General features: G+C 65.1%; 19 protein-coding genes. 6 read left to right on the top strand and 13 right to left on the bottom strand.

Annotation, left to right across the window (positions count from 1 at the left end):
- Positions 1–39 precede the first annotated feature (39 nt).
- On the bottom strand, positions 40–1,278 hold the full coding sequence (locus AC1DEK_RS28150) for a THUMP domain-containing class I SAM-dependent RNA methyltransferase (RefSeq protein ID WP_478128618.1): 1,239 nt from the start codon (positions 1,276–1,278) through the stop codon (positions 40–42).
- Between the two features lie 47 nt (positions 1,279–1,325).
- Between AC1DEK_RS28150 and AC1DEK_RS28145 the strand changes: the two genes are divergently transcribed.
- Positions 1,326–3,101, top strand: a complete 1,776-nt coding sequence (locus tag AC1DEK_RS28145; RefSeq protein ID WP_478128617.1) for a sensor histidine kinase — start codon at positions 1,326–1,328, stop codon at positions 3,099–3,101.
- Here AC1DEK_RS28145 and AC1DEK_RS28140 read toward each other — a convergent pair.
- From AC1DEK_RS28140 to argS, 6 genes are all read right to left on the bottom strand, one after another.
- On the bottom strand, positions 3,098–4,690 hold the full coding sequence (locus AC1DEK_RS28140; protein WP_478128616.1) for an RNA polymerase factor sigma-54: 1,593 nt from the start codon (positions 4,688–4,690) through the stop codon (positions 3,098–3,100). The two genes, AC1DEK_RS28145 and AC1DEK_RS28140, sit on opposite strands and share 4 nt — an antisense overlap.
- Positions 4,691–4,754: 64 nt before the next feature.
- Positions 4,755–5,531, bottom strand: coding sequence for an LPS export ABC transporter ATP-binding protein (gene lptB / locus AC1DEK_RS28135; protein ID WP_478128615.1), 777 nt, complete (start codon positions 5,529–5,531; stop codon positions 4,755–4,757).
- Between the two features lie 14 nt (positions 5,532–5,545).
- Positions 5,546–6,238 (bottom strand): lipopolysaccharide transport periplasmic protein LptA, encoded by a 693-nt coding sequence (gene lptA / locus AC1DEK_RS28130; protein WP_478128614.1) that lies wholly within the window; start codon positions 6,236–6,238, stop codon positions 5,546–5,548.
- Between the two features lie 121 nt (positions 6,239–6,359).
- Positions 6,360–7,007, bottom strand: coding sequence for a thiol:disulfide interchange protein DsbA/DsbL (locus AC1DEK_RS28125; protein ID WP_478128613.1), 648 nt, complete (start codon positions 7,005–7,007; stop codon positions 6,360–6,362).
- Between the two features lie 79 nt (positions 7,008–7,086).
- On the bottom strand, positions 7,087–7,815 hold the full coding sequence (locus tag AC1DEK_RS28120) for an SPOR domain-containing protein (protein ID WP_478128612.1): 729 nt from the start codon (positions 7,813–7,815) through the stop codon (positions 7,087–7,089).
- A 13-nt stretch (positions 7,816–7,828) separates the two neighbouring features.
- The gene (argS, locus tag AC1DEK_RS28115) at positions 7,829–9,502 is read right to left on the bottom strand and encodes an arginine--tRNA ligase (RefSeq protein WP_478128611.1); all 1,674 of its coding nucleotides are present in this window, start codon (positions 9,500–9,502) and stop codon (positions 7,829–7,831) included.
- A 141-nt stretch (positions 9,503–9,643) separates the two neighbouring features.
- On the opposite strand from argS, the gene AC1DEK_RS28110 reads away from it, so the two are divergent.
- The gene (locus AC1DEK_RS28110; RefSeq protein WP_478128610.1) at positions 9,644–9,901 is read left to right on the top strand and encodes a hypothetical protein; all 258 of its coding nucleotides are present in this window, start codon (positions 9,644–9,646) and stop codon (positions 9,899–9,901) included.
- Between the two features lie 125 nt (positions 9,902–10,026).
- Here the strand turns inward: AC1DEK_RS28110 and AC1DEK_RS28105 are convergent, their stop codons facing one another.
- Both AC1DEK_RS28105 and AC1DEK_RS28100 read right to left on the bottom strand, forming a co-directional pair.
- Positions 10,027–10,485 carry a DUF2214 family protein gene (locus AC1DEK_RS28105; protein ID WP_478128609.1) on the bottom strand — a complete coding sequence of 153 codons (459 nt, stop codon included), beginning with the start codon at positions 10,483–10,485 and terminating at the stop codon, positions 10,027–10,029.
- A complete protein-coding gene (locus AC1DEK_RS28100; protein WP_478128608.1) occupies positions 10,482–11,441 on the bottom strand; it encodes a LysR family transcriptional regulator in 960 nt (319 codons plus the stop codon). The genes AC1DEK_RS28105 and AC1DEK_RS28100 overlap by 4 nt, the downstream gene beginning before the upstream one ends.
- Before the next feature lie 60 nt (positions 11,442–11,501).
- Between AC1DEK_RS28100 and chrA the strand changes: the two genes are divergently transcribed.
- Positions 11,502–12,860, top strand: a complete 1,359-nt coding sequence (gene chrA / locus AC1DEK_RS28095; RefSeq protein ID WP_478128607.1) for a chromate efflux transporter — start codon at positions 11,502–11,504, stop codon at positions 12,858–12,860.
- 96 nt (positions 12,861–12,956) lie between these two features.
- Complete coding sequence (locus AC1DEK_RS28090; RefSeq protein ID WP_478128606.1) at positions 12,957–13,343, top strand: VOC family protein; 387 nt, start codon at positions 12,957–12,959, stop codon at positions 13,341–13,343.
- Between the two features lie 17 nt (positions 13,344–13,360).
- On the opposite strand, the gene AC1DEK_RS28085 is transcribed toward AC1DEK_RS28090, so the two are convergent.
- Together AC1DEK_RS28085 and AC1DEK_RS28080 are read right to left on the bottom strand one after the other, a co-directional pair.
- The gene (locus tag AC1DEK_RS28085; RefSeq protein WP_478128605.1) at positions 13,361–14,551 is read right to left on the bottom strand and encodes a CaiB/BaiF CoA transferase family protein; all 1,191 of its coding nucleotides are present in this window, start codon (positions 14,549–14,551) and stop codon (positions 13,361–13,363) included.
- The gene (locus AC1DEK_RS28080; RefSeq protein ID WP_478128604.1) at positions 14,544–15,512 is read right to left on the bottom strand and encodes a hydroxymethylglutaryl-CoA lyase; all 969 of its coding nucleotides are present in this window, start codon (positions 15,510–15,512) and stop codon (positions 14,544–14,546) included. The genes AC1DEK_RS28085 and AC1DEK_RS28080 overlap by 8 nt, the downstream gene beginning before the upstream one ends.
- A 172-nt stretch (positions 15,513–15,684) precedes the next feature.
- On the opposite strand from AC1DEK_RS28080, the gene AC1DEK_RS28075 reads away from it, so the two are divergent.
- Positions 15,685–17,862: a malate synthase G gene (locus tag AC1DEK_RS28075; protein ID WP_478128603.1), complete on the top strand. Its 2,178-nt coding sequence runs from the start codon at positions 15,685–15,687 to the stop codon at positions 17,860–17,862.
- Here the strand turns inward: AC1DEK_RS28075 and AC1DEK_RS28070 are convergent, their stop codons facing one another.
- Together AC1DEK_RS28070 and AC1DEK_RS28065 are read right to left on the bottom strand one after the other, a co-directional pair.
- Positions 17,863–18,549 carry a ProQ/FINO family protein gene (locus AC1DEK_RS28070; RefSeq protein ID WP_478128602.1) on the bottom strand — a complete coding sequence of 229 codons (687 nt, stop codon included), beginning with the start codon at positions 18,547–18,549 and terminating at the stop codon, positions 17,863–17,865. It abuts the gene before it with no gap.
- A gap of 71 nt (positions 18,550–18,620) precedes the next feature.
- A complete protein-coding gene (locus AC1DEK_RS28065) occupies positions 18,621–19,553 on the bottom strand; it encodes a LysR substrate-binding domain-containing protein (protein ID WP_478128601.1) in 933 nt (310 codons plus the stop codon).
- Between the two features lie 81 nt (positions 19,554–19,634).
- Between AC1DEK_RS28065 and AC1DEK_RS28060 the strand changes: the two genes are divergently transcribed.
- Positions 19,635–19,946, top strand: a complete 312-nt coding sequence (locus AC1DEK_RS28060; RefSeq protein WP_478128600.1) for a DUF2917 domain-containing protein — start codon at positions 19,635–19,637, stop codon at positions 19,944–19,946.
- Positions 19,947–20,015 lie beyond the last annotated feature (69 nt).

Here is a 20,015-nt window from a genome sequence, read left to right as displayed (position 1 = left end):
GGTTGACGGAATGACGTGGGCGCCATTCTGTCCCAGCCGCTAATCCTTGGCAGGCGGCTCCGGCGCAGGCCGTGCGCGGGCCGAGCCCGCAACCATGTCGAATCGGAACAAACGGCATTCGATGGGACCGTTCCACATCGGCACGCGGCGCGATTCCTTGAGCCGCATGCGCTTGGGCAATTGGAGATCGGGCGTGAGCACCCAGGCGGTCCAGCCTGCGAAGTTCTTTTTCCAGTGGGTGGCCAGTTGACTGAAGAACTGTCCGCCGTCTTCGGTCTGCGCCTGTTCGCGGCCGCGCGATACGCCGCCGACTTCGATGCGTTCACCGTAAGGCGGGTTCAGCACGATCACGCCAGATTCGGCGGGCGGCATTCGCTGCAAAGCGTCACCGCCGCGGAACTGAATGGCTTGCGCGACGCCGGCACGCTCGGCATTGCGTTCGGCGAAGTCCACCATGCGGTGCGAGACGTCGGAGCCAAAAACGGCGGGCGCCTGCTTCGGCTCCTTCGGCGCCGCCTCGGCTTTGAGGGCGGCCCAGACGTGGGCCTGAAAAGGCAGCAGCTTTTCGAAGCCGAACCGCCGCAGCGAGCCCGCGGCGATGCCGGACGCAATCTGCGCCGCCTCGATAGCGATGGTTCCGCTGCCGCAGCAGGGGTCGTACAGGGGCTGGGTCGACACCGCGCCGGTTTCGGGGTTCCACCAGCCGCTGGCAGCCAGCATGGCTGCCGCAAGCGTTTCCTTGAGAGGCGCATCGCCCTTGTCCTGCCGCCAGCCGCGTTTGAAGAGCGGCTCGCCGGAGGTGTCGATGTAGAGGGTGCAATCGTCGGTGGTCAGGTGCGCGAACACTCGGCTGTCGGGCCACTGGGTTTCGATGCTCGGCCGCACGCCGCCTGCCTTGGCCCGAAAGCGGTCGGCAATGGCGTCCTTGATGCGCAGGGTGGCGAAGTTCAGGCTCTGCAACGGGCTGTGCTGGGCCGTGGTCTCAATCTTGAAGGTCTGCTTCGGGGTGAACCAGATTTCCCAAGCCACGCCGTTCGCGATGGCGTAAAGGTCGTTCTCGCTGCGATAAGGCGCATGGGCCAGCTCGATCAGCACGCGCTGCGCCAGACGGCTGTGGAGATTGAGCTTCAAGGCGTCGCGCCAGTCGGCTCGCACCCGCACGCCGCCGCGCAGCGTCAGGAGGTCCTGGCCGACGCGGCCGGTCAGCGCATGCACTTCCTGTGCAAGGAAATCCTCGACGCCGGCGGCGCAGGGAAGAAAAAGCGAAAGATCATTCACGGCCCGATTGTCGCCTTGTCTCGATGCTGCTCTATAGTGGGCCGCCGATGAGTTCCTTGCCCACCACAGCCGTCGCAGAGGCTTCCACAGCCGATCGGTTCGCTGTGCATTGCGAGGTTCTGCGGCTCAGCACCCAGCCGAGCGGGCCGGTGCTGCTCGTGCAGTTTCTGCTCGACTGCGGCGTGGCAGCCCTTTTCGCATGGCAGTACTCGGTGCAGCATGCGGCCATCTGGATCGCGATGATCGCGGCCACCACCGCGTATCGCGGCTTCTTTCCGCAACGGCTGCCGGATCCGCTCACGCCGGAGAACATCCGGCCGGCCTTGCGCCTGCACACCCTGCGCATCGCGGTGCATGAGGGCGCCCACGGCGCGGCGGGCGTGCTGCTCTTCGATCGTGCCGATGCCACCTCGCAGCTGATGATCGGTCTGGTGGTCATGGCGATGACGCTGTCGTCGGTGTTTTCGGTCTCGTACTACACGCCTGCCATGCAATTGGCGATCACCTTGCTGTTGGCGCCGGTGATCGTCATGGGCCTGGCATTCGGCGCGCCGTCCATGATGGTGCTGGCACTGCTGGGTATCGGCCTGCTCGCCATGGTCTGGCGCCTGGTGGCCGAGCGTGCGCGGCAGCTCGAGGAAAACATCGGCCTGCGCCACAACGAAAGCGCACTGCGCGCGCAGGCACTGGCGGGGCTGCGCGAATCTCAACAGGCGCAGGCCGAGCGCTTGCGCTTCTTCTCGGCGGCCAATCATGATTTGCGCCAGCCGGTCATGGCGATGGGTCTCCAAGCCGAGGTGCTCCGGCACCAGTTGGATGTCGGCGAAGATCGATCGACGGTGCAGAACACCGTCGCTGCGCTGTCGCGGGCGCAGCAGGCGCTGGAAGGCTTGACCAATCAGTTGCTCGAGATCGGGCGCATCGAGGCCGCGGTGGATCCGATCGCGCCGGTTGCCGTGGCGCTGGCGCCGCTGCTGAATGACTTGGCACGCCAAGCGGGCAGCGGTCGCGTTCGTGTGCGGTGCCCCGCCAATGTGCTGGTCTGGACCGACGCCGTGGCGCTGCGGCGCATCCTTGGAAACCTGGTCGACAACGCGCTGAAGTTCACGCCGAGAGGACGCGTGCTGCTGGCCTGCCGGCGGCGGCCTGGAGGGTGGCGCATCGAGGTGCGAGACGCCGGAATCGGCATTGCGCCGGAAGCGCAGGAGCGCGTGTTCGGTGATTTCGAACAGGTCGGCAACATCGAGCGCAACCTGCAGCGCGGCCATGGTCTGGGGCTCGCCATCGTGCGGCGGCTTGCCGATCGGCTGGGCGTCCAGGTCACGCTGCGTTCGGCGCCTGGGCGCGGATCCGTGTTCGGCTTCGAATTGCCGGTCGCGCCAGAAGGCACGCCAGTGGCGTCGTCGATGGGTCTGGCCGCCGATGCCGCCGCCACCCCGGCCACACTGCGGCCGGGCCTCGCAGTGCTCGTGGTCGAGGACAACGCCGTGGTGGCCGACAGCGTGGCGGCGCTGCTGCGTCTATGGGGTGCGCGTCCATATGTCTGCGCCTGCGCGGCGGAAGCATTGGCGCTGCCCTACCTCCCCGATTTCGAAATCGCCCTGTGCGACATCCGGTTGCCCGGCGAGCTCGACGGCATCGCGCTCGCCCAGGAGCTGCAACGGCGAAATCCGCGCCTCGCGATTGCATTGATTTCGGCAGACATCGACGACGCCACGCTTGAACTGGCCCGCGAGCGCGGTTGGCAGGCGCTGCGCAAGCCTGTGCAGACTTCAGCGCTGCGCACGCTGCTGCTGCGTGCGCAGCGCGATCCGGTCCCCTAGAGCGCCTTGCGCAGATTGGCCGGCGCGATGCGCAGGGCCTCGCGATACTTCGCGACGGTGCGGCGAGCGCACTCGATGCCCTGCTCCTTGAGCATTTCGGAAATCTGGCTGTCCGACAGCGGCTTCTTGAGGTCCTCCGCACTCACGAACTGTTTGATCAGCGCCCGAACTGCCGTGCTGGAGGCGTTGCCGCCGGTTTCAGTACCAAGTGCCGAGCCGAAGAAATACTTGAGCTCCACGGTGCCGTAGGGCGTGGCCATGTACTTGGCCGTGGTCACGCGGCTGATGGTTGATTCGTGCAGGCCCAGTTCGTCGGCGATCTCGCGAAGCACCAGTGGACGCATCGCGAGTTCGCCATGGACGAAGAAGCTTTTTTGCCGCTCGACGATCGCATTGGACACGCGCAAGATGGTGTCGAAACGCTGCTGGATGTTCTTGATGAACCACCGCGCCTCCTGCAGGCGCTGCGACAGGGCCTGGCTGCCTTCGCCCTTGTGCTGCTTGAGCGCGCTGGCATAGATGTCGTGCACGCGCAGGCGCGGCATGACTTCGGGGTTGAGCATCACGCGGAACTTGGTGTTCGTGCCGTTGCCGACGCGCGAAACGATCACGTCCGGAATGACCACGTTGCGCTCCACGTCGACGAAGCGGCGGCCGGGCTTGGGCTCGAGCTTGGCGATGAGTTGCAGCGCGCCGCGGACTTCGTTCTCGTTGCTTCGCGTGAGCGTGACGAGGCGCTTGATGTCACGCCGTGCCAGCAATTCCATCGGCTGCTTGCAGACGGCGATGGCAGTCTTGCGGATCTGCGCTTCTTCTTCGCTTTCGTCCTCGCTCGCCAGTGCGCGCAACTGGATGCTGAGGCACTCCCCAAGGCTGCGCGCGCCGACGCCCACCGGCTCCAGGCTCTGCAGCAGGCCGAGCGCGACCTGGAAGTGATGCACGAGGTCGTCGAACTGGTCGTTGTCGTCGCCGGCAAGGCCGGACGCGAGCGCGGGGAGCGAGTCTTCGAGGTATCCGTCGTCGTTGAGGGATTCGATCAGAAAGCGCAGCGCCGCACGGTCGGTATCCGTCAGCCGAAGTCCCAGCGCCTGACGATGCAGAAACGACTGGAGGGACTCTTGGCTGCGCGCGAGTTCGGTCGCGTCGGTGCGCTCGTCGTCGCCGAGGTTGTTGGCACGGGCCGGCGCATCGCCACCCCATTCGCTGTCGTCCGGCGCGAGATCGGTGGTGCCGTCGCCCTCCCAGTCGGGTTCGCTGTCGGTACCTTCGCCGGTGGCAGCCTCGGTGTCGGCGCTGGACGTGGTTGTAGATTCCGCCGTCGAGCTGGATGGACCCGCCACGAAGTCGCCTTCACCCTCACCCTCGGCCATCCGGTCGTCGTCCCGAACGGGTGCGTCAGCGGCATCCAGGCCGAATTCCTCGCGCGCAGCTTCCTCGGCGGTGCGCTCCAGGAATGGGTTGTCGTCCAGCATCTGCTCGACTTCCTGCGAAAGCTCGAGCGTGGAGAGCTGAAGCAGACGGATCGACTGCTGCAGTTGGGGCGTCAACGCGAGGTGCTGCGAAACACGCAGCGAGAGACCCTGCTTCATAGGAAACCGTTAGCCCTCGCCTGTACGGAGCACGAAGTGCGTAGCCAGAGGGGGAGCAACATGGTCACATCCTGAAATGCTCACCGAGGTAGACGCGCCGCACCTCGGCGTTGTCGACGATTTCCGAGGGCGTGCCTTGGGCGAGCACGTGCCCATCGCTGATGATGAAAGCGTGATCGCAGATGCCCAGCGTTTCACGGACGTTGTGGTCGGTGATCAGCACACCGATGCCACGCTCTTTCAGGAAACTGATGATCCGCTGGATCTCGATCACGGCGATGGGGTCGATCCCCGCGAACGGTTCGTCGAGCAGGATGAAGCGCGGCTGCGTGGCCAGGGCGCGGGCGATCTCGACGCGACGGCGCTCACCGCCGGACAGGGCCAGCGCAGGCGAATCGCGCAGATGGTCGACGCGCAGATCGGCCAGCAGTTCGGCCAGGTGCTCCTCGATGCGTTGCTTACTCAGGGGCGCCAGCCGCCCCTGGGAATCGGGCTCGTACTGCAGTTCGAGCACGGCCCGGACGTTTTCCTCGACCGTGAGCTTGCGAAAGATCGATGCTTCCTGCGGCAGGTAGCTGAGCCCCATGCGCGCGCGGCGGTGGATGGGCATGTGGGCGATGGGCTCGCCGTCGATGGTGATCTCGCCGGCATCTGCGCGAACGAGGCCGACGATCATGTAGAAAGACGTCGTCTTGCCGGCGCCGTTGGGGCCAAGCAAGCCGACGACTTCGCCCTTTTGCACGCCCAGCGAGACGTCCTTGACGACAGTACGGCTGCCGTAGCTTTTTTGCAGGCCGCGCGCCTCCAGGCGGCTTCCCGCCATATCAGCGCCCGTGCTCATGCCAGCGGTCTCGATCACTTCTTTGCCTCTCCGCCCAAGATGGTGGTGGACCGCAGGCCCCTGCCCTCGGCGGGCTTGGCGGCCGCGGCGGGCGCCGGCTTGCCGCCAGCGGCAGGCGCTGGGGCCGCGGCGGCCTTGGGCGTCAGGATGGCTCGGACGCGTCCGCCGGGCTGAGTGGCCACGCCGGCATTCGGAGGCACGGATGATCCGTTGACGGTGAACGTGTCGTTGCTCTGGTCGTAGACGATCATCGGGCCGCTGCTTTCGTCGTTGACGGTCGCGCCGATCAGCCGGCGCATGACGGCCTGGCGGATGAACTTCACGTTGTCGGCGCGGCTGTCGTATTCGATGGTTTCGCCCTGGCCTTCGATCCACTCGTCCGTACCGGCATCGCGCTTTTGCTTGTAGTACGCAAGTTTTCCTGGTGCGCCGGTGACCACGCCATATTGGTAGCCTTCCGGGTCCTGGCGGACGTCGATGCGGTCGCCGCGGATGAGGATAGTGCCCTTGGTGACCACCACGTTGCCTGTGAACACGCTGGTCTGCTTGAGATCGTCATAGCGCATCGAGTCGGCCTCGATGTTCATGGGCTTGGCGCGGTCGGCCTGCTCGGCTTGCGCAAACGATGCGATGCCGGTGAAGACCAGCGCCAGCAACAGCGCGCGACCTGAACGACGAATAGGGATGAAGGTAAGGGGGGATTGCATAGAGGCACGAAACTTGCTCTGTGATTGTATGCCCCCGGGTTGGCGCGGCCGTGCAGGCCTAGCGAAAAAGCCCGCCAAAGCGGGCCTTTCGGGGGAAGGAAGTCGGGCCGGCCCGACCTTGTCAGCCCTTGCGGGCTTCGGCAACCAGCGAATCCACGACCTGCAGTGCGCGCTCCATCGAACCGGCTGTTTCACCGTCAACATACCAGCGCCCGGCCACGCCGAATGCGGGTACTCCGGCCACCTGATAGTCGTTCGTGAGTTGGGCGGCGCGCTTGGCTTTGCCGACCACCGAGAAAGACTTGAACAGTTCGGCGAACTTCTTGGCATCCAGGCCTTGCTGCTTTTCTGCCCAAGCGAGGATGGCCGCATCGCCGAAGATCGGCTGCCGCTGCTTGTGGATGGCATCGAAGAGCACCGGCTGGAATTCGTCCACCTTGCCCATGGCTTCCAGCGTGTAGTACAGGCGCTGCTTGGCTTCGGTGTCGTTGCCGACGAAAGGCACGGGCACGCGCTTGAAAGCAACGTTCGCGGGCAGCTTCTTGGCCCATGCTTCCAGTTGGGGCTCGAACGCTGCGCAATGCGGGCAGTTGTACGAGAAGAATTCGATCACTTCGACCTTGCCAGCCGGCGTGTCGACCGGCGCAGGCTTGCCCAGGACAATGTAGTCCTTGCCAGCTTTGGGAGGTTGCTGCTGAGCGTGCGAAGGTGCGGCCAGCGGAAGAAGACCCAGCGAAGCTGCGGCCAGCGAAAAGTCACGACGTTTCATATATGAATTCTCCTATGCGGCTGAAAGAGCCCGGCCTCCGGGTGGAGTTCCCGGAGCGCGAAGTGAAGGTTGGCAAAGCTCAACGTTGGACGCGAACCAGGGCGGACTCGAGACCGCCGCTGTCCAGCCGCTCCTTGAGCCGATCGGCGTCGTCTTTCTTGTTGAATGGACCCGCACGCACACGGTAAACGGTGCGCCCCGCTTGCTCGCGCTCGGTCACGCGGGCCTCGACACCCATCAGCGACAGTTTGGCGCGTTGGGCTTCGGCATCTTCCGGCGTGCGGTAGGCGCCGGCCTGGACGAAATAGACAAAGGGATCGGCGCTGGCGCCCGACGAATTCGCGCTAGCGCTCGCAGTGGTGCTCGATGCCCCGATGCCCGATCGGGCGCGGGCCAGATCACCGAGGGGGTCGCTGGACGGCGTTGCATTCGCCTCGGCTGGCACGGGTGCGGTGCGCGGGGGACGCGCCGGCGTTGCCGGCGCCACCACCACGGGAACGGGCGCCGAGCTCGGCGGATTCAACGGGCCGACGGTGGCCGGCTGGGATGGCGTCGCGGCGGCATTGGCTGGCGCGGCCGGTGGACGGGCGGCCGGCGCCGACTTGCCTGCCAGCGGCGCATTCGGATCCCAATCGCGGTTCTTGCGCGCCTCGGCCTCGTCCTGCTCGGGGCCGCTGCGCTGGGTTTTCGTCATGAACGGAATCGGCACCTTGGTCACATAGACCGCGATGCCCAGCGCCACACCGAGCCCGAGCACGAGGCCGATGATCAGGCCGATGACGATATTGCCGCTTTGTCTTTTATTCATGGTGGAAGTCAAATCACATCTTCCTCGGCGCGCTCACGCCGAGAACAGCGAGGCCATTGTGCAGCACCTGTGCGGTCGCGGCGACGAGGGCCAGGCGCGCCAGCTTCACGGGCTCTTCGTCGACCAGAATGCGCTCGGCGTCGTAATAGCTGTGATAGGTCGCGGCCAGTTCGCGCAGATAGAAGGTCACGTCGTGCGGCGCAAAATCCTTGGCCGCTGCCGTGAGCATGGTTGGATATTTGGCGATCTGCAGCAGCAGCGCCTGCGAGGCAGCGCTCTGCAACGGCGAGAGGTCGACGTCGTTCAGTGTGCCGACGTCACCGCCCCAGCCCGCCAGCACCGAGCAGATGCGCGCATGCGCGTACTGCACGTAGTAGACGGGGTTGTCGTTGTTCTGCGCCAGCGCGAGATCGATGTCGAAGGTGTATTCGGTATCGGGCTTGCGGCTCAGAAGGAAGAAGCGCACGGCGTCGGTGCTGGTCCATTCGATCAGGTCGCGCAGCGTGACGTAGCTGCCCGCCCGTTTGCTGATCTTGACCTCTTCGCCGCCCCGCATCACGCGCACCATGGTGTGCAGGACGTAGTCCGGGTAGCCGGCCGGGATACCGACGCCCGCTGCTTGCAGGCCGGCGCGCACGCGCGCGATCGTGCCGTGGTGGTCGGTGCCCTGGATGTTGACGACCTTGTGGAAGCCGCGCTCCCACTTGGCGATGTGATAGGCCACGTCGGGCACGAAGTAGGTGTAGGTGCCGTCGCCCTTGCGCATGACGCGGTCCTTGTCGTCGCCGTAGTCGGTCGACTTGAGCCACAACGCGCCGTCCTGCTCGTAGGTCTTGCCGGCTTCGATGAGCTTCTTTACCGTCGCCTCGACGCGCCCGCTCGTGTAGAGGCTGGACTCCAGGTAGTAGTTGTCGAACTTCACCTGGAAAGCCTTCAGGTCCAAGTCCTGTTCATGGCGCAGGTAGGCAACGGCAAACTGGCGGATCGAGTCGATGTCTTCGACGTCGCCGCTGGCGGTGTATTCGCGGTCGTCCGAGCGGACCGTTTTCTTCGCCTTGAAATCCTCGGCGATATCGGCGATGTATTCGCCGTTGTAGGCCTGCTCGGGCCATCCCGGTTCGCCCGGCTTGAGCCCCTTGGCGCGCAATTGCGTGCTGGTCGCAAGCGTCTGGATCTGCACGCCGGCATCGTTGTAATAGAACTCGCGATAGACGCTCTGGCCCTGCGTTGCAAGCAGGTTGCAGATGGCGTCCCCCAGTGCGGCCTGGCGCCCATGGCCCACATGCAGAGGGCCGGTCGGGTTTGCCGAAACGAATTCGACGAGGACGCGTTCTCCACCAGCGGGCTGGCTACCGAAAGCATCGCCCGAATTCAGTACTTCGCGCACCACCTGTTGCTTGGCGGCCGTCTTGAGGCGGATGTTGAGGAAACCAGGGCCGGCGATTTCGATCGACTCCACCCACTGGGTGAAGGCCGGCGTCGCCAGCAATGCGGCGCTGAGTTCTTCGGCCAGCTCGCGCGGCTTGCGCTGGAGCGGCTTGGCGAGCTGCATGGCGGCTGTGCTGGCGAAATCGCCATGTGCGGCGACCTTGGGTGACTCGAACGCGGCTTTGTTGCCGGCGCCGGGCGAGAGGGATTCGAGCGTGTTCGCGAGCGCCGCGAGCAGCTCCTGTTTGACCAATAGCATCGCGGGATTTTACCGGGGGCAAAACCGGGATACGTCACGTTCGTCAATGAAGGTCATCCAACCGTGAAGGTCGCCCGTTAGAGTGGACAGCCCCGGGGTGGGGGAACCAGTCACAACCTGTCGTCAAGGATTCCAAACACCATGAAAAAACTCCTTTCCCTGCTGGCTCTGGGCGCATCGCTGTCCTTCGGCGCCGCGCATGCGCAATCCACTTGTGATGCTCAGGCTGCGGACAAGAAGCTGAACGGCGCCGCCAAGACGAGTTTCGTCAAGAAGTGCCAAAAAGACGCGAAGGCAGCCGTGGAGTCGAGTTGCGCGGCGAAGGCGATCGACAAGAATGGCAAGGCGCTGGCTGGGGCGGCCAAGAACAGCTTCATGAAAAAGTGTGAAAACACTTAACCCCCCAGGCTCGCGCACTTCGTGTCGCTCTCCACCCCCCTGCTGGGGGCAACACCGGCGGCCCGGCGAAGCCGGTTCCGCGGTGTTCCACGGATTGGGCTCAGCGGCGGACGGCCTGTGCGAGCCTAGGATCTTGCGGCGAAGCCGCGGGCGAAGAAGACTGCGACGAGGGGGATGACGGCGATGATGTGCGCCTGGATCATCACGAGTTTGCGAGTCTTGCGGATGTCGGCCTCTGCGGGTAGCGAGCCGCTGGAGCGCAGGGTTTTGCGCCAGCGGAAGTAGGTGAGGGTCGGGAAGATGGAGATTGCGCCCACGATGATGAAGAGCGCGAGCTTCACGTGCAGGAGCGGATTGGTCCAGTACCACGCGGTGCCCTTGATGCCCCACAAGGTGCGCGCGACGCCGGTGGCGAGCACGCTGATGGCGGCAATGCCATAGATCATGTCGACCTTGGCGAGTCGCTCCACGACAGCGGCGTTGAGCCACTCCACGCGGCAGAGCGCAGCCTCGCTCGCGATGAAAACGACCATCGTGAGAATGGCCAGGAGATGCAGGTATGCAAGGATCGCTTCAAGCGTCATCGGTGGGGTTCCTCGGTTGTCGACGGCGGTGCGATTGTGCCGCCCCAGAACTCCGGCCGCGCATATTGCGCCTTCAAAAAATCGAGCCAGAGCCGAACCCGCAACGGCAGATGCTTGCGCTGCGGAAAGACCGCATAGATGCCATTCGGCGGAGCGGCATATTCGTCGAGCAGCGGCACGAGCAGTCCAGCATCTATTTCCGCCTCGACTTCCCAGGTGCTGCGCCACGCAATGCCGTGGCCGGCCAGGCACCAGTCATGAAGTACCTGACCGTCGGAGCAATCGAGCGGCCCGGTTGGCTTGAGGTGGATCACCTCGTGCTCCCCGCCGTCGGTCGGTACGCGAAACGCCCACCCGCGAGTCTGCGATGCGTCGCTCGACAGGCTGAGGCACGCAAAGCGCACCAGTTCGCCAGGATGGCGAGGCGCGCCATGCCGGCGCACGAATTCTGGCGTCGCGACGCAGCGGCGACGATTGTCGGCAAGGCGCAGGCTGACCAGCGATGAATCGGGGAGATCGCCGACGCGCACCGCACAGTCGAAGCTCTCCCCGGCCATGTCGACCACGCGGTCGCTCAGGTTCAGCGAGATGGTCACTTCCGGATGCAGTTCATGAAATCGCGGCACCAGCGGCGCCACGTGCCGCCGCCCGAAGCCCGCAGGCGCAGTCACCCGCAGATGGCCGCTGGCCTTCACGCCGCCCGCACTGACGCTGGCCTCCGCGTTCGCGAGTTCGACCAGCAGGCGCTGGCAGTCTTCCAGGAAGGCGCTCCCCTCGTGAGTGAGCGAGATGCGCCGAGTGGTGCGCACCAGCAGCTTCACGCCCAGGCGCTCTTCGAGCGCATCGAGGCGGCGACCGATGATGGCTGGCGCGACCCCCTCCGCCTTGGCCGCTGCCGTGAGGCTTCCGCGCGTTGCGATCGAGACGAAGGATTCGAGTTGCTTGAGTCGGTCCATGGCAGGCGCCAATGATGCCTTCAATGCCTTGCCGTCAGCTATGTCGCTTAGGCTCGGCGCATGCAGCCTCTTCCCTCGACGCGCGATGCGCCAGCCCCCGTCAGCTTCGCGGAGGCTTTCAGGTTCTGGCTCAAGCTCGGATTCATCAGCTTTGGCGGACCGGCCGGGCAAATAGCCATCATGCACACCGAGTTGGTGGAGCGCAGGCGCTGGATCAGCGAGAAGCGCTTTCTGCATGCGCTCAACTACTGCATGCTGCTTCCCGGCCCCGAGGCCCAGCAATTGGCGACGTACATCGGCTGGCTGATGCATCGCACCTGGGGCGGCATCGTCGCTGGCGCCCTGTTCGTCCTGCCGTCGCTGTTTATCCTGATCGGGCTGTCGTGGATCTACCTTCGATTCGGCAACGTGCCGATCGTGGCGGGCATCTTCTACGGGATCAAGCCGGCGGTGACAGCCATCGTTCTTCATGCTGCGCACCGCATCGGTACCCGGGCGCTGAAGAACGCGTGGATGTGGGGCATCGCAGCGGCGGCTTTCATCGCGATCTTTGTCTTCGACACACCTTTCCCGGCCATCGTCGCCGCGGCCGGGTTGATCGGCCACTTCGGCGCACGCCGGGCGCCGGGGGTGTTTGCGCTCGGCGGCGGCCATGGGAGCGAACAGAAGAGCTATGGCCGCGCGCTGATCGACGACGACACGCCGCCGCCTGCGCATGCGCGGTTCTCGCGCCGCCACCTGGCAAGGCTGCTGACTGCGGGCATCGGACTTTGGCTCGCGGCGATGGGCGCACTCATCGCCGCACAGGGCGTGCAAGCGACGCTCACTCAGCTGGCATGGTTCTTCACCAAGGCGGCCCTGCTGACCTTCGGAGGTGCCTACGCCGTGCTGCCCTACGTCTACCAGGGCGCAGTCGAACAGCATCACTGGCTCTCCGGGACGCAGATGATCGACGGGCTCGCGCTGGGCGAAACAACGCCCGGACCTCTGATCATGGTGGTGGCGTTCGTCGGATTCGTGGGCGGTTGGACGCATCGCGTGCTGGGCCCGGATGCTGTGTTCCTGGGCGGCGCGTTGGCCGCGACCGTGGTGACCTTCTTTACCTTTCTTCCGTCGTTCATCTTCATCCTCGTCGGCGGGCCGCTGGTCGAGGCCACCCATGGAAAGCTCGGCTTTACCGCACCGCTGTCGGCGATCACAGCGGCGGTGGTGGGCGTGATCCTGAATCTGGCGCTGTTCTTCGCGTACCACGTGTTTTGGCCCAGAGGCTTTGGCGGGAGCTTCGATGTGTCCTCGGCCGTGATTGCAGCCTTGGCGCTCGTTGCACTCTTCCGGCTCAAGCTCGGCGTGATGCCGCTGCTCGGCATCTGCGCGCTTGCAGGGTTGGCGCTGACTCTGCTGGTCCCCGGCTCCCGGTGAGAAAGCATCGACCGATGGGCCTAGGCCTTCTTTCGCATGGCGAAGCCGGCGCGAAGGGCCTACAACGAGGGTCGAGAACTGTGCGGAGCGTTCACCATGAGCCCACTTGCCTCCAGCCACGTCACTTGCATGCTGCCCGTGAAGGACCTCGCTCGGGCGCGACGTTTTTACGAAGACGCTCTAGGCCTGGAGCCGCTCGGCGCGAAACCCGACGGCAAGTTCATCTACCTGTGCGGCGGGACTGAACTGGCACTTTTTCCGAAGCCAGAGGGCACCAAGGCCGAGCACACCGCGTTGAGCTTTCGGGTGACCCACATCGGCGAATCCGTCGCCGCACTGAAGGAGCGCGGCGTTCGCTTTGCCGACTACGACCTGCCGGGGCTCAAGACAGTCGAGCATGTCTGCGTGCTCGGTTCCGAAAAGGCGGCGTGGTTCGAGGACCCTGAAGGCAACATCCTTTGTCTCCATGAAGACATCGAATAAAGACCTCGCCTGACGGTTCAGTCTCCGGCGGCGATGTTCTGCGCCTTGAGCCCGGCGATCTGCGCGTCGCTGTAACCCACTTCCTTGAGCAACGCGCTCGTGTGCTCGCCGAGCAGCGGGGGCTGCAGGCGAATTCCCGGACGTTCGCCGCCTAGCGTGAAGGGCATCAGCGGCACCTTCGACTCGCTGCCGTCGTTCATGCGGACCGGCGCGAGGCCGCCGGTTGCGTTGAGGTGCGGATCGTCGAAGAGCTCTTGCGGCTTCGTGATCGGCGCAAAGGGCAGTTCGTTCTTCTCGAACACGGCGCTCAGCTCGGCCGCGCTGTGATTGGCCAGGTGCGAGCGCAGGATCGGCATCATCCATTCACGCGCCAGCACGCGGTCGTTGTTGGTCTTCAGGCGCGGATCGGCCAGCATCTCGTCGAGCCCGAAGGCCTTGCAGAAGATCGCCCATTGCTTGTCGCTCACTGCCGCGAGAAAGATCTGCTCGCCGTCCTTCACGGTGAAGACGTCGTACACGCCCCAGGCAGAGATGCGGCTCGGCATCGGGTCGGCGGCCTTGCCCGTGGCGGCGAACTGCATCATGTGCTGCGCGACGAGGAAGATGTTGTTCTCGAACAATGCCGACTGCACTTCGGAGCCTTCGCCGGTGCGCTCTCGCTGACGCAAGGCCGCCATCGCGCCGATGGCGCCGAACATGCCGCCCATGATGTCGTTCACGCTCGTGCCGGCACGCAGCGGGTCACCCGAACGGCCCGTCATGTAGGCGAGCCCGCCCATCATCTGCACGACTTCGTCCAGGGCAGTCCGATGGTCGTACGGGCCGGGCAGGAAGCCCTTGTGGCTCACGTAGATGAGGCGCGGGTTGAGCTTGCGAACGCTCTCGTAGTCCAGCCCCAGCTTCTTCATCGTGCCGGGCTTGAAGTTCTCGCTGACGATATCGGCCGTCGCGATGAGACGCAGGGCGGCTTCCACCCCTTCCGGCTTCTTGAGGTCGAGCGCGATGCTCTTCTTGTTGCGATTGAAGGTCGGAAAGAAGCCCGCGCCGGAGCCCAGCAGCCGCCGCGTGTTGTCGCCCTCGACCGGCTCGACCTTGATGACCTCGGCGCCCAGGTCGCCAAGCAGCATTCCGCAAGTCGGCCCCATCACCATGTGGGTGAACTCGACGACGCGGATGCCGGCGTAGGGCAGCGGGGTGGATTCAGTCATGAGCGGTTCCTTGCATTCCTTGCATTCCTTGCTTTCGTTGCTTTCGTTGCGCGAATCCCTTGGGCAGACCTGCCTCGGGCGTCATGCCGTAGACCGGTTCGCCCGGCAGGCCGGCGATGAGCGGCGCGCGCGCCGCGATGAGTTTGTCGATGTCGATGCCGGTGCGCACGCCCATGGCCTCGAACATGAAGACGAGGTCTTCGGTCACGACGTTACCCGATGCGCCCGGCGCGTACGGACATCCGCCGAGGCCTCCGAGCGATGCGTCGAACGTGCGAACGCCCTCTTCGTAGGCGGCGAGGCAATTGGCGAGACCCAGGCCCCGCGTGTTGTGCATGTGAGCGGCGCCGGCCTTGTCGCCAAGCTCCGCACGCAATCGTCGAAACAAGCGCCTCACCTGCGCCGGATTGGCGTAACCCACGGTGTCCGAGAGGCCGGACTCGTCGGCGCCCGCGGCGACGCACTGGAGCGCGAGGCGGATGACCTCGTCCTCGGGCACGTTGCCCTGCAGCGTGCAGCCGAAGGCGGTGGATATGCCGGCTTCGAGCTTGACGTGCGGCGCGATCTGGCGGCGCAGGTCCGCGATGGCGCGAACCTCCTCGACCATCTCCTCGCGCGTCTTGCGCACGTTCGCAAGCGAATGCGCGGCGCTGGCCGAAACAGGCATCGTCAGCTTGTGCACCCCGGCAGCGATCTCGGCTTCGGCGCCCCTGCGGTTGGGCACCAGGGCCATCACCGTCAGTCCCGGCAAGGTGATGGCGTGCCGGACCACCTCGCCGGCGTCGGCCATCTGCGGCAAAAGGCGCGCGGGCACGAAGGAGGCCACTTCGATCTCGCGCAAGCCGGCGTCATAGAGCGCGTCGATCCAGCGCAGCTTGTCGGCCGTCGGCATGGTCGCCTTGACCGACTGCAGGCCGTCGCGCGGGCCTACCTCGCTGATGAGCACATCGGGCACTGTCACGTTTCTTGTCTCCATGAATGGGAAGTTTGACACTTCTCAAAGGCCGGATCGTCGCAGCGCTGCGGCGATTACCTCCATTTTGGTCATTGATAAAACTCGATTTTCGTCATTACTCGCTAACCAGGTATCGAATAAAGTCACCGGCTGCACCTGCATCCAAGGAGAAACGAACATGACCGCCCGCACCAACGTCCACGGCCTTCAGGTCGCCAGTGAACTTCATCGCTTCATCGAAGAAAAGGTCCTGCCCGCCACCGGCGTGGCGAGCGACGTCTTCTGGAAGGGCTTCGACGCCATCGTCAGCGAATTCGCGCCCAAGAACCTGGCGCTGCTGGCCGAGCGCGATCGCCTGCAAGCTGAAATGGACAAGTGGCACAAGGCGCATCCCGGCCCGATCACGGACATGCCCGCCTATCGCGCTTTCCTCGAATCGATCGGCTACCTGCTGCCGCAACCGAAGGACGTGAAGGCGACGACGACCAACGTCGACGCCGAACTCGCGCTGCAGGCCGGCCCGCAGCTCGTGGTGCCGATTTTGAATGCGCGGTATGCGCTCAACGCGGCAAATGCTCGCTGGGGTTCGCTGTACGACGCGCTCTACGGCACCGATGCCATTCCCGAAACGGGTGGTGCCGAGAAGGGCAAGGGCTACAACCCGACGCGCGGCGCGAAGGTCATCGAATTCGCGCGCAACGTGCTCGACCAGGCAGTGCCGCTCGAAAACGGCTCGCACAAGAACGCAACCGGCTACAAGGTCGAGCACGGCAAGCTGGTGATCGCGCTGCAGAGCAGCAGCACCGGCCTCAAGGACCCGTCGCAGTTCATCGGCTACCAGGGCGATGCGGCCGCGCCGACTTCGGTGCTGCTCAAGCACAACGGCATTCACCTGGACATCCAGATCGATCGCAGCACGCCCATCGGCAAGAGCGATGCCGCGGGTGTCAGCGATGTGGTGCTCGAAGCCGCGCTCTCGACCATCCTCGACCTCGAGGACTCGGTCGCCGTGGTCGACGCCCAGGACAAGGTGCTCGCCTATTCGAACTGGCTCGGCATCCTGCAGGGCACGCTGACCGAAGAGGTTGCCAAGGGCGGAAAGACCTTCACGCGCGGCCTCAATCCCGATCGCGAATACACGGGCGCCGACGGCAAGCCGGTCAAGTTGCACGGCCGCTCGCTGATGTTCGTGCGCAATGTCGGCCACCTGATGACCAACTCGGCCATCCTGTACGCGGGCGACAAGGAGATCCCGGAAGGGATCATGGACGCGGTGATCACCACGACCATCGCCACCGTCGACCTCAAGCGCAAGGGCAATTCGCGCGCGGGCAGCGTCTATATCGTCAAGCCGAAGATGCACGGCCCCGCCGAAGTGGCTTTCGCGAGCGCGTTGTTCGGCCGCGTCGAAGAACTGCTCGGCCTGCCGGCCAACACGGTCAAGCTCGGCATCATGGACGAGGAGCGCCGCACCAGCGTGAATCTCAAGGCGTGCATCGCCGAAGCGGCCTCGCGGGTGGCCTTCATCAACACCGGCTTCCTCGATCGCACAGGCGACGAGATGCATACGGCCATGCAGGCGGGCCCGATGCTGCGCAAGGGCGACATGAAATCCACGCCGTGGATCCAGGCTTACGAAAAGAACAACGTGCTGGTGGGCCTGTCCTGCGGTCTGCGCGGCAAGGCGCAGATCGGCAAGGGCATGTGGGCCATGCCTGACTTGATGGCCGCGATGCTCGAGCAGAAGATCGGCCATCCCAAGGCCGGCGCCAACACCGCCTGGGTGCCCTCGCCGACGGCTGCGACGCTGCATGCGCTGCACTACCACCAGGTCAACGTTGCCGACGTGCAGAAGCAGTTGGAACAGAGCGACGCTAATGCCGAGCGCGACAACATCCTCAATGACCTGCTGAAGGTGCCGGTCGCCCCGTCGGTGAACTGGACCGACGCCGAGCGTCAGCAGGAGCTCGACAACAACGTGCAGGGCATCCTGGGCTATGTCGTGCGCTGGATCGATCAGGGCGTAGGCTGCTCCAAGGTGCCAGACATCCACAACGTCGGGCTGATGGAAGACCGCGCCACGCTGCGCATTTCAAGCCAGCACATCGCCAACTGGCTGCTGCACGGCGTGGTGACGCGCGAGCAGGTCGACGCCACCTTCCAGCGCATGGCCGCGGTGGTCGACCAGCAGAACGCCGGCGATCCCTTCTACAAGAACATGGCCGGCAACTTCGACACCTCGTTTGCCTACAAGGCGGCGCAGGATCTGGTGTTCAAGGGCATCGAGCAGCCCAGCGGCTACACCGAGCCGCTGCTGCACGCATGGCGCCTGAAGGTGAAAGCCGCCGCAGCCTGATCAGGCTGGCCGACCAGCCCGCGCGCGCGCCAGGGTCCGGTCGACCTCGGCCGGATCCATGCCGTACATTTCGGCGAACTCGGCGACCGTGCGGCCACTGGCCTCGAAAGCGCGGAGCAGGGCTTCGCGCTTGGCTGTTCGTGCGCCGACTTCGGCAAACGCTTCGTCGAGCACCGCGTTCGATGTTTCGTCGTTGGAGCGGACGACCAGCATGTATTCCTCGCGCGTCAGGCCCGACGATTCGATGGCATCGATCAGGCGGGCGCGCAGCTTGGGGCGCAGGTCTTCTTCGGTGCGCGCCTGCCGGCGCTTGAAGACTTCGAGGATCGCGTGGTGCACGTGCTCCGGGGCAACGGGCTCCACCGGCACGCCGTTGAGGTCGTGCCGCTTCTCGCCGGCGGCTACCGCCTCCAGATAGCGCGTGGAACGTGCGTGCAGGCCGAGCGCGATCTTGAGGTCTTCCTTCTTGAACTCGTCCGGATGCAGGGTCAGCAGATCCTGGTACACGCCGAGCTTGAGCGGCAGGAAGCGCGCGCCGAACATCTTTGGATACAGCTCGAAGAGCTTTTCGAGCACCGGGTTGACTTTGCGCGGACGCTGGGATCCCTTGGGGTTGGTGTTCTGCCGTTCGCGGCCGCCCCTCTTGGCAGCGGTGGGCGCGGGGGCGTTTTCGGTCGTCGAGGTCATCGGAATTTCTTGTCTACGGAATCGGTGCACGTCGGAGGTGCGTTGCCCCCGACTTTAATGCCCCGGGGCCTTCAGCTTCGTTGCGCGGCTTCGGCTTCCGCCCGCAGCCAACGTACAAAGTCCTGCGCATCGGGATTGGCAGCCGCTCGGCGCGAAGTCTCGATGAAATAGCCCCGGCGCGACGCGGCACTCTCGCCGAAAGGGGCTACCAGCTGCCCCGTCCGCACCAGTTCGCGAAGCAATGGGAGGCGGCCGATCACGACGCCTTGTCCGGCAACGGCGGCGGCCACTGCGTCGGCGTATTGCGTGAAGCGCATGGCGTTTTTCATGCGCAGATCGGTGAGGCCCATCACTTCGAGCCAGGGTTCCCAGTCTGCCGTGGGCGCCTCGGCATGGTTGGGCAGGTCGACGGTGAGCAGGGTCTGCGCGATGAGATCGCCAGGCGCACGCAATGCTGCCGCAATGCGCGGCGCACACACGGGCATGACAGACTCCTCAAAAAGCGTCGGGCCGGTGCCGCGCCCGACCGGGACGAAGCGCACAGCGACGTCCAGGCGGCTGCGCTCCAGATCCAGCACGTCGAGCGTGGCTGACACCCGCACGTCGACCAGTGGATGGTCGGCCGTGAAGCGCGCGAGACGCGGAATGAGCCACAGAGACGCAAAGCCCGGCGTGGTGGTGAGCGCCACCTGGCGCAGCACCGACACCTCGCGCACTCTCGCTGCGGCATCCCGCAGCCTTTCCAGGCTCTCGACCACCGCACGCTGGAAGACGTGGCCCGACTCGGTCAGGGCCAGCGCCCGATGGCGACGCTCGAAAAGCATCACGCCGAGGCTGCTTTCGAGTTGCTGGATCTGTCGGCTGACGGCCGACTGCGTGAGGAACAACTCGCCCGCTGCTTGCGTGAAGCTCAGCGTGCGCGCCGCCGCCTCGAAGCTCCTGAGCAATTCGAGGGGCGGCAGGTCAGCGGCGGCCGACAGTGGTTTCGCATTCTCCAGACGCATGCAACGAGTTCCGAATGACCGTATGACAGAGGTATTGCCGGTGACTATATTCATTCGTACAACGAATGCCAAGGAGCTCCCATGACAACGCAACGCCTGAGCCTCAGCCTGCCGAAGAGAGCCATCTTCACCCTGCCCGACTCGCACGACGTCGACATCGAATGCCAGAGCGGCACGGTGTGGATCACGCTCGACCACGACCGGCGCGACATCGTGCTGGAACGCGGCCAGCGCTTTCGCAGCGATGCGCATCGGCGCGCGCTGGTCGCCGCGCTGGAGCCGTCGTGCGTGCGCTTCAGCGCCGAAGGCCTTTCCATCGCCGCGACCCCGGAGCGTTCGCAGCATTCGTCGTCGCCTTGGCGACTGTGGTCACACGGGATGTCCCCGGCTTGACCGAAAGTACCCGGCGTTGAACCATCGACGTCCGGGGCCATGGACATACTGAGCCGGCCCTTCTCATTT

The organism is Variovorax sp. 10N420, assembly GCF_056394705.1.
The sequence above is the reverse complement of the archived record's forward strand: the minus strand, read 5'-3'. Positions and strand labels throughout refer to the sequence as shown.